This is a genomic window from Shewanella algicola (assembly GCF_014648035.1).
Taxonomy (GTDB): Bacteria; Pseudomonadota; Gammaproteobacteria; order Enterobacterales; family Shewanellaceae; genus Shewanella; species Shewanella algicola.
Genome location: NZ_BMQI01000013.1, coordinates 1 through 13,524, shown reverse-complemented (window position 1 = coordinate 13,524; position 13,524 = coordinate 1). Strand labels below are relative to the sequence as shown.

Sequence of the window (13,524 nt, the reverse complement as noted above, 5' to 3'; positions counted from 1 at the left end):
ATATATAGTATTTATCATATTTATTTTAGCAGGTGGGTACGTAAATGGAAGCCGATATAGAGATAGTCGATGTTGTCGTGATTGGCGGTGGCATTAACGGTGTTGGAATAGCGGCCGATTCGGTAGGGCGTGGATTGAGTGTATTACTGTGTGAACAAAACGATTTAGCCTCGGCGACATCGTCTAACAGCAGTAAGTTAATTCATGGCGGCTTACGTTATTTAGAGCATTATGAATTTCGCTTAGTTAAAGAGGCTTTGGCTGAGCGTGAAGTGCTATTAAAAAAAGCGCCACATTTAATTACCCCATTAACGTTTAGACTCCCGCATCAGGCGCATTTACGCCCATCATGGATGATCCGTCTGGGATTATTTCTATATGATAATTTGGCCTCGCGCGCCACGTTAAGTGGTTCAAGAAAAATCGCCTTTAGTGCCGATAGCCCGTTAAAACCAAGCTTTATTCAAGGTTTTGAATATTCAGATGCCTGGGTAGATGACTCTCGTTTAGTGGTATTAAATGCGTTAGCTGCAAAAGAGTTAGGGGCGCAAATTTGCACTCAAACGCGTTGCATTAATGCTGAGCGTCAGGGCGAGTTTTGGCGTTTAAGCTTACAAAACCTGGCTGAACAATCGGTGCGCGATGTGCTGGCTAAAACCGTGGTGAATGCTTCTGGTCCCTGGGTGTCGAGTTTATTTAGTCATGTCATCAAGCAGCCTTCACCGCAAAAAATCCGTTTGGTGAAAGGTAGCCATATTGTGGTGCCTAAAATCCACCAGCAGCCACATGCTTATATCTTACAAAACGAAGATCAACGAATCGTTTTTGTGATCCCGTTTGAAGATGATTTTTCATTGATTGGCACCACGGATGTTGATTTCGTTGGTAATCCCAAAGATGTGAGGATTGATCAACAAGAAATTGATTACCTTGTTAATATTACTAATCATTATTTTAAAACCACCATTAGTGAACAAGACATTGTACATACTTTTTCTGGGGTGAGACCCTTGATGGATGATGAGTCTGAATCGGCACAATCTGTTACGCGTGATTACACCTTTATTGTCGATGCCCCCAAAGGTAAAGCGGCCTTGTTGTCGGTATTTGGCGGTAAAATTACCACGTATCGCAAACTGGCCGAAGCGGCAGTGAATCGTCTTAAGCCGTTTCATCCTAAAATGGGTAACCCTTGGACTGCACAACAGGTATTGCCCGGTGGTGACTTTAGTCATTTAGCCGAGTTAACCCGTATTTATCAGCAACAATATCAGTGGTTAGCACCAAAATACATTAGCCGGTTATTGCGTACTTATGGCGCGAGAACCCAATATATTTTAAATGACGCTAACTCAGCTGAAGCATTAGGTATCGATTTTGGCCATGGGCTTTATCAGGCCGAAGTTGACTATGTGATGGCAAACGAATGGGCTTGTACTAGTCAAGATGTGCTGTGGCGTCGAACAAAGCTTGGATTGCATTTTTCTGCAGAGCAACAACAGCAACTGAGCAACTATATGCAGGCGACTCAGGCTAACGTGGTTGAGGCTTCACAGCAGGCGGGCTAGGTAAGCCGTATTAGCCCTAGCTGAGGTTAATTTGTAATCATATTACACGCCAATATCCCTGTTGATATTGGCGTTTTAGTTTAGGCTTTTAGCAGGCCACAAGGGGTGTCGACAATACCAGTGACGTTATTTAATTGGTAAATAAACACATTGCCAGACAACGGGTAGTCTAATAATTGTTGTGGTGATAATTCGATACGAGATGTGGTGACAATCAGCCAATCTAGGTTAGGTCCACCTATTGCCACGCTTGATGGCTGCACCGCAGGAACAACCAGTTTTTCAACTATCTTACCATCAGGGTTATAGCGCACTACGCTATGATCGCCCCATTGCGCATTCCACATAAAACCGTCGGTATCCACGGTAGAACCATCAGGAAATACATGATTTTCTGTTGTAGCAAAGAGCTGTTTTTGGCTTAATGCATGGCTTTGCTGGCAGTACTTGTACTGATAAATACAATGGCGCTCAGAGTCTGCGTGATACATGATACTGCCGTCTGGGCTCCAGCATAGGCCGTTTGATATCATTATATCGCTAAAATATTTATGGTATTGCCCCTGGTGGTCTACACGATAAAGGCTACCTTGCTGCTGTGGCGTGTGGCGTGTTTCAACCATGGTGCCAGCCCAAAAATGGCCGCATCGGTCGGTGCGACCATCATTAAAACGATTTCCAAGCTGTGTGCCTTCCGGTTGGTTAAGCCAGGTTATTGCATGGGTTTCAAGATGATACAACGCAAAACCTTGTTCAAATGCCACAATCACTTGATGTGCATTCTGGTCGGCTAAAAATGCAAAACTGCCGATGCGGTAAGGTAAATGATATTGCTGGTGTGCTTGGTCATCGATAGTGTATTTATGGATGTCGCCCGCCATAATATCTATCCAATAAATTGCGCGATGCTGTGGGTGCCATAAGGCATTTTCCCCCAATTGGTTTTGGGAAGGAATAACCTGAATAAGCTCGCCAATACAAGATGAAAGACTAATCATTACTAGTTTTTATCGCTTGCTGGTACACCATATTGAAGCCTGCGAGTGTTGCTTCAGTGACATCCCAAAGAGTGGTGTTAATGTTGCAAAAATTTAAGGCTTTAGCAAAGCATTGGCTCAGATGAGGCGGACCAATAATGGCCACAGAACTCAATTGGGTTAATTGCCATTCAGTTGCATGTTTAGCTGCGCGCACATCACAACCAATTAATAAACCAGACAAATAAGCATGGGCTTGTTTAGTGGTATAGCCCTCGAAGAGTTGCTTGCTGCGCACGCTGTATAATCCGTGGGCGAAATTGTCGGTGGCAGAAGATAAGCTAAAGTCAGCCCCTTGAATAAAGGCATCAAAATCAAACTCTAAATCAGAGACTTTTTCTTGGATCAGTACACTATTAGACGACAGTAAGTCATATAGCTCACCGGTTAGGGCGGTTTTAAATAACACCACTTTACCATCTTCAATTAATACCCATTTAGTATGAGTACCTGGTAAACACACTAAATGCCGACCTTGTAAGTGCTGTGGTGCCATGGCTAACCAACCAAGCAAATGGAACTCTTCGCCGCGCATAGAATCATGCAAATGGTTGTGTAATTGACAACGCAAACCAGGATAAATCGTTACCTGATGGCCCTGGCAATTAAAGCGGGTGCCCGCACTAATCACTTCTGTCGGCGAAATGGGGCAAGCCAGATATTGGGTTTCTTTCCAACCAATGCTGGAGCCTATTTGGCCAATCATTAATATGGGTAATTGACCAAAACGTGCTGCCCAAGGAGCGACACTGTCCATTAACGTTGTTTCAAAGTCGGTAATGATTTTTTTTACGCCAACATTGTTGCCTTGCTCAAGTACGGTAAGCGGTTTATTGGCTTCAGCCAAACACAGGTAAGCGCGTAAATGACTGGTACCCCAATCTACGGCAATAAAGTGTTGATGTTCAGTAAACAAACTAGGCTCTCCCACCGTCAATATTAATACACTGTCCGGTGATGAGTTCACTGTTATCGGATGCTAAAAATAGTGCTAGCTTAGCGACGTCTTCAGGGGTAATACGACGTTTTAAGGCCATTGCATCGGTCCACTTTTGTTCTTCTTGTTCGGTTAGCCAGCTCGACAGCTGTTTTTCAGTTGCGACCCAGCCAGGTAAAATGGCATTGACGCGAATACCTGCGTCCCCAAACTCCCGCGATAATGAGCGTGTCATCCCAATTAAGCCCGCTTTTGCCGTCACATAGCCGGTCATTTGTTGCGAGCCTAATAATGCGGTAATTGAGCTGAAGTTAATAATACTGCCCGAATGCTGGAGTTTCATTTGGCTGTAGGCTGCCTGAGAGGCAAAAAAGGCTGGGTCTAGGTTGATTTGCATACACTTGTGCCAGTCGTGTGCCGAAATGGTTTCGACATCCTGGCGTGCATCATTGGCGACATTATTGATTAACACATCAAAGCGACCAAAATGCTCAGCAACGTCTCTAATGGCTAACTGCAGCGACTCAGAATCGGTGGCATCGACAGCGCGAAACCAAATAGAGGTGAGTTCATTTTGTGTCAGTTTTTGTTTAAGCGCATCTGCCGCTTGTTGGTCTATATCAATAAAGGCCACTTTGGCATGTTGGCGGGCAAAAGCTTCAACCATTGCCGCACCAATACCACTGGCTCCGCCGGTAATAAAGATGACTTTGTTTGTTAAGTCTTGGTACTGAGTGGACTGACTCACAGATAACGCTCCAAACCTATTATTTTTGCTTATGGTTAACTAGCGGTATGTTGGATTAACAACTTAATCCGATAAATACTATTTATTTTTAGTTATTTTTAACATTAACAACGAGTAAAACAAAGTTATATCGTAATCGCATTTAAATATGATATAACATATTTATGTACTGAATATTGGACAGTAAAAGGCATGAGCACTTCACCGCGTCAAAATTTAACCCATCAACTCACCCACGATTTAGGGATCGCCATCGTAAAAGGGGTTTACCCAGTTGGTGAAGGTTTGCCGTCAGAAGCTGACTTGTGCATCGAATACGACGTGAGCCGCAGCTCTACTCGTGAAGCAGTCAAGATGTTGTCTGCTAAAGGGTTGATTTCTTCGCGGCCTAAACAAGGTATCCGCGTGCTGCCTGAAAGCAATTGGAACATGTTTGATACTGACGTATTAAAGTGGATTTTGAGTAGTAAGCCGTCATTAGCCTTATTAAAAGAATTTACCCAGGTGCGCGTTGCGTTAGAGCCTCAAGCTGCTGCACTTGCTGCTATGAATGCGTCGGACGAGCAAATTGCTTCAATTGAGAAAGCCCTAGAGCGCATGGTGGAAGCAGAGCAAGGGTTAGATGATCCGTTAGAGGCTGATATTGCTTTTCATACCAGTATTTTAATTGCCAGTGGTAATCGTTTTTTTGTGCAGTTGACTGAATTTATCAGCACAGCGCTTAGAGTCAGTATTCGCTACACCAATAAAATTAAAGGCGTACCCGGTGCTGATGTGCAAAAGCACGCTGAGATTTTTAACTCGATAAAAGCACGTAATCCACAACAAACGCGCGCTGCAGTATCAACGATTCTAGAAGAAGCGCTTGAGTTAATTGAGTCAAAATTATAATCGTTAATTGATAATCCGATAATAAAAAGAGCATCTAATCTAGATGCTCTTTTGCTTATGGGGATAAGTTGAATGCGTACAACCTTGTTATTTCACTTGGTTTAATTCAAAAATCAATGAAGTCTGCGGGAAGGTGATAGGCAATTGCATACCAAAGGTCATCAATGCTTCGCCACTAAAGGTTTGGTTTTCTATTACGCTCAATATTGATGGCGAATAGAACGAGAACCCAGTTGGCCATACAAGTGATAATTTATAGTCTTTATCTGCATCTAATCCGGCAAAGTGGAACTTAGGTGGATTAGTACGCTGGGTTTCTTTTACGCTGTTATAAGCAAATAATCCCTGGCTTTGCTCTGCGTTAACAATACCAAAATTAATAGAGTCGCCATCGGTATTTAAGCGCACTAGCTTGCCGCTGTGGATCAATTGACGATGCTGTTTATGCAGTTTAATGATTTGTTGTAATTGCTGACGTTCGTCGTCGGTTAATTCACGCGGGTCCATTTCAATACCCATATGACCAAAGAACGCCACCGCGGCGCGCATGGCAATACTAATATTGCGGCCTGTAATATGACAATCGCGTGGACCTACGTGCGCGCCTATCACTTCTGCTGGGAAAAAGAATGAACAACCACGTTGAATGGTAAGTCGGTCTAAGGCGTCGTTTGAGTCTGACGTCCAAACACGATCGGTATAACGTAATACGCCATAATCCACACGCGCACCACCAGACGAACAGCTTTCAATTTCAACATGAGTATGTGCTTGCTTCAAGCGTTCTATTAACGCATAAGCCGCCAGTGTTTGTTGGTGTACTGCTGGCTTGCCAGCTAGGTTACCCGCGTGGTTTAAGTCGCGGTTCATATCCCATTTAATGTAGACGATTTGCGGGTACTCAACCAAAATGTCGTTAATCGCATTAAATAAATAATCTGTTACCGCTGGGTTGGTCATGTCTAGCACCAACTGTTTTCTAAATTTAAGTTGCTCGTTACCTGCAGTTTGCAGTGCCCATTCTGGATGGTTACGATACAAATCACTGTCTGGGTTAACCATTTCTGGTTCAAACCATAAACCAAACTCCATGCCGACGTTATTGACATGATCAATTAATGGCTGCAAACCGTCTGGGTAGATTTCGCGGTCAACAGTCCAATCACCTAAACCAGCAAAGTCACCACGACGCCCTTTAAACCAACCGTCATCAAGTACAAAGCGCTCAGCACCAATGTCTGCCGCTTGAGTGGCTAGAGACTGTAAAACCGCGACATCATGGTCAAAATAAATCCCTTCCCAGGTGTTGTAATGCACAGGGCGCGGTTTTTGGCGCACTTTGTCGGTGATTAATGATTGACGTACAAACTGGTGGAAATGATGCGACAACCCACTAAAGCCCTGGTTTGAGTAGGCGGTATACAGTGTCGGGCTGGTGTAAGACTCATTGGGTGCTAGGGCGAGTTCTCCTGGCATTAATAACTCGCCTAATTGCGCATAACTGCGACCTTCAGCCAGTAGTTCTGCACGCATTTTGTGATTACCGCTCCAACCCAAGTGGAAGCCATAACATTCACCACCTTGTTCGTGGGTCAGTTTGTTGTGCATTACCATGCCAGGGAAGTTGTCGTGCGATGTTTTACCTTTACGGTTTTCACGCACAAAGCTGCCTAAGAACATATCGAACGATTTACGTTGAAACTCATTAGACCAACGGCCTTCAAAAGACATAATTTGGTCGATATGCAATGGCATTGGAATAGTAGGCGCTGCACACCAGTTCACATTAACAGTGCGACTACCTAAGTTGGTTAATTCAGTGGTGGCACTGAGCACGTCAGAGTGGGGGTCTAGCATTAAATGATGTTTTACGCTTAAGTTACGTAAACTGTCGATAGACTCAAAAATCGTTTCGTTGGCAGAGGGTTGGGTCACCGAGGTTAGTGCGCCGCCAATAGACCAAGCAATGTTGTTATCAAACACTTCAATACCAGGTGCACCAGTAAAGCCTTCACCCATTAAAGGCGACAGCGAAATCGGTGCCTCAAGTACAACAGAACACTTAGCTTCTTGCCTTGTGCTAAGTTGCTTCATCATGTCGTAGGTGGTTTTTGACGATAGTTTTTTGCCAAAATATAAGATTGTTGGGGTTTTATTGCTGCAATCAACAATCAAGCTGGTGTGCTGGCCATTTAGCAAAACGAATTGTGGGTGAGGCGACATGAGTAAACATTCCTTGATTGAGAGTCTCGTTTAACAGTTCTGTGCTGCATAATTAAATCGTAATACCACGGATTGAGCCATTGATATCCGCGGTAACACTGAACCACTTATTTAAAATACTATATATCATATAAATACTAAGTTAGTATATTATCTGCCATTAAAATTTCGTCAAATAAGCATTGTTAGGGCTATGACATTAGAACAAAATAACTGTGATTCTAGGGCCTGTTGATCTTTCAAGGTTGTTTTTGCAGCGAATTGTTTGCCATTACTCACATTTACAACGGCGCGGCAGAGACTTCGGTGTGTAGTTATTCTACATAAAAAGTCGATAACGCAGTAAAAATGGCCAACAAATGCTGCCCGAAGGGTTCGGCTAAAAACGTTTTGCTCTTTGTTGAATGCATCTTTGCGAATAAAGGGTTGCTTAGATGACTAGGCTTCAATCCATTCGCCTCGATTAAAACGTTTTTAACTCGAACAAAATTCAACCAACAAAGATCAGCAGGTCCTAGTGTTCACCTGAGGTTTACGCACAATTTATTGGAGATTAACATGTTAGGAGTTTGCTATTACCCAGAGCATTGGCCTGAATCTATGTGGCAACAAGACGCGAAAGAAATGCGTCAGCTCGGATTACAGTATGTGCGAATTGGCGAGTTTGCATGGTCTAGAATTGAAGCCCGCGACGGAAAATATTCTTTTGAGTGGTTAGACCGTGCGATTGAAACGCTTGCCAATGAAGGGCTACAGGTGATCATGTGCACCCCAACGGCAACGCCTCCTAAATGGTTAATCGATAAATACCCAGACATTTTACCTGTCGACATTAACACCGGCACTCCACGTGGCTTTGGTTCGCGCCGTCATTATGATTTTTCTAGCCAAAATTATTTCCGTGAAGCCATGCGTATTTCAACGGTGATTGCTGAGCGTTACGGTAAGCACCCCAGTGTATGTGGTTGGCAAACCGACAATGAAATAGCGTGTCATGACACAACACATAGCGGTTCGTTAGTGGCTAAGTTGGCATTTCAACAGTGGTGTAAAGACTATTATCAACATGATGTTGAAAAGCTCAACACGGCATGGGGTAACGTGTTTTGGTCGATGGAGTACCAAGACTTTGAGCAAATCGAGTTGCCTATTTTAGCTGTGACCGAAACCAATCCTGCACATCAATTGGCGTATCGTCGTTTTAGTTCAGATCAAGTGGTTAAGTTTCACGATTCGATGATTGAAATCATTCGTGCCCACGCCCCCAATCGTTTTGTCACCCACAACTTTATTCCGCTGGTAGACACCCAGGCTGATAACTTTGCGTTAGCTAAAAATCTTGATTTTGTTAGCTATGATAATTATCCGTTAGGTCGTTCAGACATGTTCTTTAAACACATGCCTGCGGAACAATTTAAACCCTACATGCGTACCGGTCACCCTGACTTTTCAAGTTATTCATTTGACCAAAGCCGTGGCGTCAGCAATAAAAACTTTTGGGTAATGGAGCAACAACCGGGGCCAGTAAACTGGGCACACCATAATCCGCGTCCTGAAAAAGGCATGGTCAGACTGTGGTCCTGGCAAGCCTTTGCTCATGGCGCAGACTGCGTATGTTATTTTCGCTGGCGCCAAGTACCGTTTGCTCAAGAGCAGATGCATGCAGGTATTAAGCGTAACGACAATTCAAAAGCTGCAGCCTGGACTGAAGTGGAACAAATGCGTGATGAATTGGCTAAAGTCGATTTTACCATTAGCGATCCTGTACAAGCTAAAGTGGCGATTGTAACGGGGGCAAATAGCCAGTGGGTGACCGAAATTGAACGTCAGGGTGACAGTTATAATCATCAGCGCGTTGAATTTGCTTATTACTCGGCGTTACGCCAATTAGGGTTAGCCGTTGATTTTGTGTCAGTAGACCACGACTTAACTCAGTATGCTCTAGTAGTGGCACCATGTTTACCCATCGTGCCACAAGCATTTGTTGAGAAATGTCAGAAAGCTAATGTGCACCTGGTGATAGGTCCGCGCTCTGGCAGCAAAACCGATGAATTGTCATTAGTACCAATGCTAGCGCCTGGCGTATTGCAAGCATTAGTACCTGTAAAAGTGTTATCAACAGAAACCATTCGTCCAGATTGCAGTGAAGTATTGCATTTTAACGGGGCTAAATTTGAAAGCCAGTGTTGGCGTGAAGAGTTAGAACTTGCGGAGGGTGTTAATGTTGTCGCGACTTATCATGACGGTAACCCAGCACTCGCACGTCATCAAAATACCAGTTATGTGGCCACACTCACGTGTGATGCGTTTTTGCTCGAGTATTTTACGGTGTTAGCGGCAGAATTAGGGCTAGCGACTATTGCACTGCCAAAAGATATGCGTCTTGTGCAACGTGGTAATTATGCTTATTTATTTAACTATGCAGGCTACTCACAAACTGTACCGAGTGAGTTACAAGGTCAATATGTATTAGGCAGTGCAAACCTTGCTGCTTATGACGTAGCAATCGTTAAACTCGTATAATCTTGTTTGTATCTGGTCACATTATGGTTAGTCGTTAACCATGATGTGACTAGTTAGCAAGCTGAGCAGGCTCCGCTGATATTGCTACAGAATGAGCCTGTTTAGACTCAATGTTCTTCCAGACTTTGTCATGGAAATAAAACACCACGGTATTCACAGCGGGTTCTAGTAAGGCAATCGCACCACCGATAACAATGCTACCTGTTAATAAATAGGTAATCGTAAATGCGACGCTGAAGTGTAAGATGGCAAAGCTAATAGTCTTTTTCATGATGAATCCCCCCTGTTGATTTAATCAAATGATAACAGTTCTCATTATCATGTAAAGAGGGTTGATTCGATTGTTTCAAATGATAATTTCGATTAGGATTGTTTTTTAATCATAAAATAATAAAAGCCCTTAAAAAGGACTTTTATTATTAATGAGGTTGCAGTGTTCTAGGCATCTACTTTGTAGATAAGTTAAGCCTTAGTAGTGCCAAGGAAAACGTGAGAAATCCTGGTCGCGCTTTTCTAAAAATGCATCACGCCCTTCCCGCGCTTCTTCGCTTGCATAAGCTAAACGTGTGGCTTCTCCCGCAAATAGCTGTTGGCCCACTAAACCATCGTCTGTCATATTAAAGCCATACTTAAGCATGCGCATTGCAGTAGGCGATTTTGAGTTAATTTCTTTGGCCCAGGCTAATGCTTCTGTTTCGAGCTCTGCATGTGGTATCGCTCGGTTAACCATACCCATATTAAAGGCTTCTTCGGCGGTGTAATTAAAGCCAAGGAAGAAGATTTCACGGGCGCGTTTTTGGCCTATCATCTTGGCTAGGTAGGCGCTGCCGTATCCAGAGTCAAAACTGCCTACATCAGGGTCGGTTTGTTTAAATACTGCATGTTCTTTAGACGCTAGTGTTAAATCACACACTACATGCAAGCTATGGCCGCCGCCAACAGCCCAACCGGGTACAACCGCAATGACCACTTTAGGCATAAAGCGAATAAGTCGCTGTACTTCTAGAATATGCAGGCGCCCCATGCGGGCAACATCTGGTTGGCCTTCTTCAGCACCTTCGTATTTGTAGCCATCTTTGCCGCGAATACGCTGATCGCCGCCGGCACAAAATGAATACTGACCTTTTGCGGAAGGCCCGTTCCCGGTTAGTAGCACGCAACCCACATCAGACCATTGTCTGGCATGGTCTAACGCAATAAAGAGCTCGTCTACCGTTTTGGGGCGAAATGAGTTTAAACAGTCAGGCCGATTAATCGCAATACGGACAGTGCCTTGTGATTTGGCTCGATGATAAGTGATATCAGTAAAATTGAACTCATCGACAACATCCCATAAGGCTGGGTCAAAGATGTCAGATACCGATTCTGTGTGTGATTGCGTCATAAAAAAACCTAACCCCTATTGTAAATTTTACATAAAGGCTAGGCTTATTTGTTACTTAGGTCAATCTGTTACCATAAAACCGTTAACTAACTCAGGTATCAAATTTTATCGCAAATAAATTGTAAGTTCTCTTTGGAAAACACCGAATGACGTGCACTACTATTGCAATATTGAGTTTTAAACTCAGCAATAGACTCATTACTGGCAAACACTCTATCTAACTCTCGGCTCTCTTGCGTTGATAACCGTTCTCGAATTTCTGATTTAACTTGCGGTATATGCTTGTCTATTTTAATGATTTTGGTACCCGTCATAGAATCAAGCTTATTGTCAGCCTTAGTAAACATACTTTTTATGTCATTAATTGGCTTATCAAGCTTGTCAGTTTCAGTCGCGAAGTAATATACAATCCCCGCGATTATTGCTAAACCTATCCAGCCTCTCATCTTTTTATCCAATAATGTGTTATTACCTATATAATAAGCTAGTTGTCGTTCAATATTAAAGCAGTAAGGCTGTAAAATGACGAAAGAATCTAACCCCAAGGATTTCGCTAAACACCAACGTATCAAAATCCATCAACCAGATGCCAGTAAAGCAGACCGTTTCAATCCGCGCAACCGTATTTACGTTCGTGCTATTGATGGGTTATGGACTAAGTTACGTCGCCAAATGGGGTGGGTGGCAATGTCTTTATTCTTATTATTACCATGGTTACCCTGGGGAGATCGTCAAGCAGTATGGTTTGATCTTGCTCAACAGAAGTTCCATGTATTCAGCTTAACCATTTGGCCACAAGACCTAACATTACTGGCCGCTCTATTCACCATTGCCGCTTTTGGGCTATTTTTTGTGACGACATACCTTGGCCGGGTATGGTGTGGGTACACTTGCCCACAAACCGTGTGGACCTTTATCTTTATATGGTTTGAAGAAAAGTTCGAAGGTGCGCGTAATAAACGTATCAAGCTTGACCAAATGCCATGGAGCTTTAACAAGTTATGGCGTAAAACAGCAAAACATACATCGTGGCTCCTCGTCTCACTCATTACCGCCACAACCTTCGTATCCTATTTTATCCCTAGTCGTGAACTTTATATCGACTTCATTACCCTCAATGCCAGCGGTGCTATCTATTTCTGGATTATCTTCTTTACGATTGCTACATACGGCAATGCAGGGTGGATGCGAGAAATCATGTGTATTCACATGTGTCCTTATGCACGCTTCCAAGCTGCAATGTTTGACAAGAACACTTATATAGTTGGATACGACTCGGCACGAGGTGAAACTCGTGGTCCACGTACCCGTAAGCAAGACCCAAAAGAAATGGGGTTAGGTGACTGCATAGATTGTGACTTATGTGTGCAGGTATGCCCAACAGGGATCGATATCCGTAACGGTTTACAATATGAATGTATTAACTGTGGAGCCTGTATTGATGCTTGTGATAATACAATGGAGCGCATGGGATATGACAAAGGCTTAATTAGCTACACCACCGAAAACAAACTCGAAGGTGTACAACAAAAAGTCTTACGTCCAAAGCTAATGGGTTATGGAGTCGTATTAACGGTAATGGTGATGTTATTCATTTATGCAAGTGCCACCATCGCACCCGTTAGAATGGATGTCATCCGCGATCGTAATTCGTTATTCAGAGAAAACAACCAAGGTAATACCGAAAATACATTCACATTAAAAATCCTCAATAAAACAGAGCAACCCCAGGAATATGAATTAAGTGTTGAAGGGTTATCTAATGCACAATGGATAGGACCACAGCATGTCTCTATTGAGGCAGGTGAAGTTTTAACATTACCGGTAAGTATTGCAGTAGACCCAATTGAGCTGAAAAGAACCATTACCAAGATTGATATTAAAATCACTGCAGAGATTGATGGCAATCCAGTAGAGATAAAACAAGAAACTCGATTTTTTGGCGGTTAAAACTGAGCAAAATAGCCAAAAAAGGGACGAATAGTCCCTTTTTTGTTCTTTTCGATTGAAAAAGCACCTCTCAGTCATGTTTTTGCAATATTTCTGCTTTTTACGCTTGCACAAAAATTTAAGCTCCCTATAATGCGCAACCACTGACACGGCAGACGTCGCTGACAGGTTGAAAGGTTCAAGTTGAAACTTTTAAGGGTGAAAAGAAAGTTTGAAAAAACACTTGACGCCAACACGGGAAAGCGTAAAATACGCCTCCCAAG

Annotated in this window: 11 protein-coding genes; 4 read left to right on the top strand and 7 right to left on the bottom strand. The window is 43.2% G+C overall.

The genetic code is table 11. The features are described 5' to 3' along the window. Positions 1-44: 44 nt before the first annotated feature. A complete protein-coding gene (gene glpD, locus IEY42_RS07315; RefSeq protein WP_188924650.1) occupies positions 45-1,568 on the top strand; it encodes a glycerol-3-phosphate dehydrogenase in 1,524 nt (507 codons plus the stop codon). An 80-nt stretch (positions 1,569-1,648) separates the two neighbouring features. Here glpD and IEY42_RS07310 read toward each other — a convergent pair whose 3' ends face one another. From IEY42_RS07310 to IEY42_RS07300, 3 genes are read right to left on the bottom strand one after another with little or no spacing between them, the layout of a single operon-like run. Continuing rightward, positions 1,649-2,566 (bottom strand): SMP-30/gluconolactonase/LRE family protein, encoded by a 918-nt coding sequence (locus tag IEY42_RS07310; protein WP_188924649.1) that lies wholly within the window; start codon positions 2,564-2,566, stop codon positions 1,649-1,651. After that, positions 2,559-3,521: a 2-dehydro-3-deoxygalactonokinase gene (locus tag IEY42_RS07305; protein ID WP_229779963.1), complete on the bottom strand. Its 963-nt coding sequence runs from the start codon at positions 3,519-3,521 to the stop codon at positions 2,559-2,561. The genes IEY42_RS07310 and IEY42_RS07305 overlap by 8 nt, the downstream gene beginning before the upstream one ends. Before the next feature lies 1 nt (position 3,522). After that, the gene (locus IEY42_RS07300; RefSeq protein ID WP_188924648.1) at positions 3,523-4,290 is read right to left on the bottom strand and encodes an SDR family NAD(P)-dependent oxidoreductase; all 768 of its coding nucleotides are present in this window, start codon (positions 4,288-4,290) and stop codon (positions 3,523-3,525) included. Positions 4,291-4,482: 192 nt separating this feature from the next. On the opposite strand from IEY42_RS07300, the gene IEY42_RS07295 reads away from it, so the two are divergent. Beyond that, entirely contained in the window at positions 4,483-5,181 is a 699-nt protein-coding gene (locus IEY42_RS07295; protein ID WP_188924647.1) for a FadR/GntR family transcriptional regulator, read from the top strand. An 87-nt stretch (positions 5,182-5,268) separates the two neighbouring features. On the opposite strand, the gene IEY42_RS07290 is transcribed toward IEY42_RS07295, so the two are convergent. Then, on the bottom strand, positions 5,269-7,404 hold the full coding sequence (locus IEY42_RS07290; protein ID WP_188924646.1) for an alpha-galactosidase: 2,136 nt from the start codon (positions 7,402-7,404) through the stop codon (positions 5,269-5,271). A 558-nt stretch (positions 7,405-7,962) separates the two neighbouring features. On the opposite strand from IEY42_RS07290, the gene IEY42_RS07285 reads away from it, so the two are divergent. Beyond that, the gene (locus IEY42_RS07285) at positions 7,963-9,927 is read left to right on the top strand and encodes a beta-galactosidase (RefSeq protein ID WP_188924645.1); all 1,965 of its coding nucleotides are present in this window, start codon (positions 7,963-7,965) and stop codon (positions 9,925-9,927) included. A gap of 49 nt (positions 9,928-9,976) precedes the next feature. On the opposite strand, the gene IEY42_RS07280 is transcribed toward IEY42_RS07285, so the two are convergent. From IEY42_RS07280 to IEY42_RS07270, 3 genes are all read right to left on the bottom strand, one after another. Continuing rightward, positions 9,977-10,198 carry a DUF2061 domain-containing protein gene (locus IEY42_RS07280; RefSeq protein ID WP_188924644.1) on the bottom strand — a complete coding sequence of 74 codons (222 nt, stop codon included), beginning with the start codon at positions 10,196-10,198 and terminating at the stop codon, positions 9,977-9,979. 198 nt (positions 10,199-10,396) lie between these two features. Continuing rightward, positions 10,397-11,311 carry a 1,4-dihydroxy-2-naphthoyl-CoA synthase gene (locus IEY42_RS07275; protein WP_188924643.1) on the bottom strand — a complete coding sequence of 305 codons (915 nt, stop codon included), beginning with the start codon at positions 11,309-11,311 and terminating at the stop codon, positions 10,397-10,399. A 98-nt stretch (positions 11,312-11,409) separates the two neighbouring features. Next, positions 11,410-11,757, bottom strand: coding sequence for a hypothetical protein (locus tag IEY42_RS07270; RefSeq protein ID WP_188924642.1), 348 nt, complete (start codon positions 11,755-11,757; stop codon positions 11,410-11,412). 76 nt (positions 11,758-11,833) lie between these two features. Here IEY42_RS07270 and ccoG point away from each other — a divergent pair, with 76 nt between their 5' ends. Further along, positions 11,834-13,261 carry a cytochrome c oxidase accessory protein CcoG gene (ccoG, locus tag IEY42_RS07265; RefSeq protein ID WP_188924641.1) on the top strand — a complete coding sequence of 476 codons (1,428 nt, stop codon included), beginning with the start codon at positions 11,834-11,836 and terminating at the stop codon, positions 13,259-13,261. The last annotated feature ends 263 nt before the right edge of the window (positions 13,262-13,524 follow it).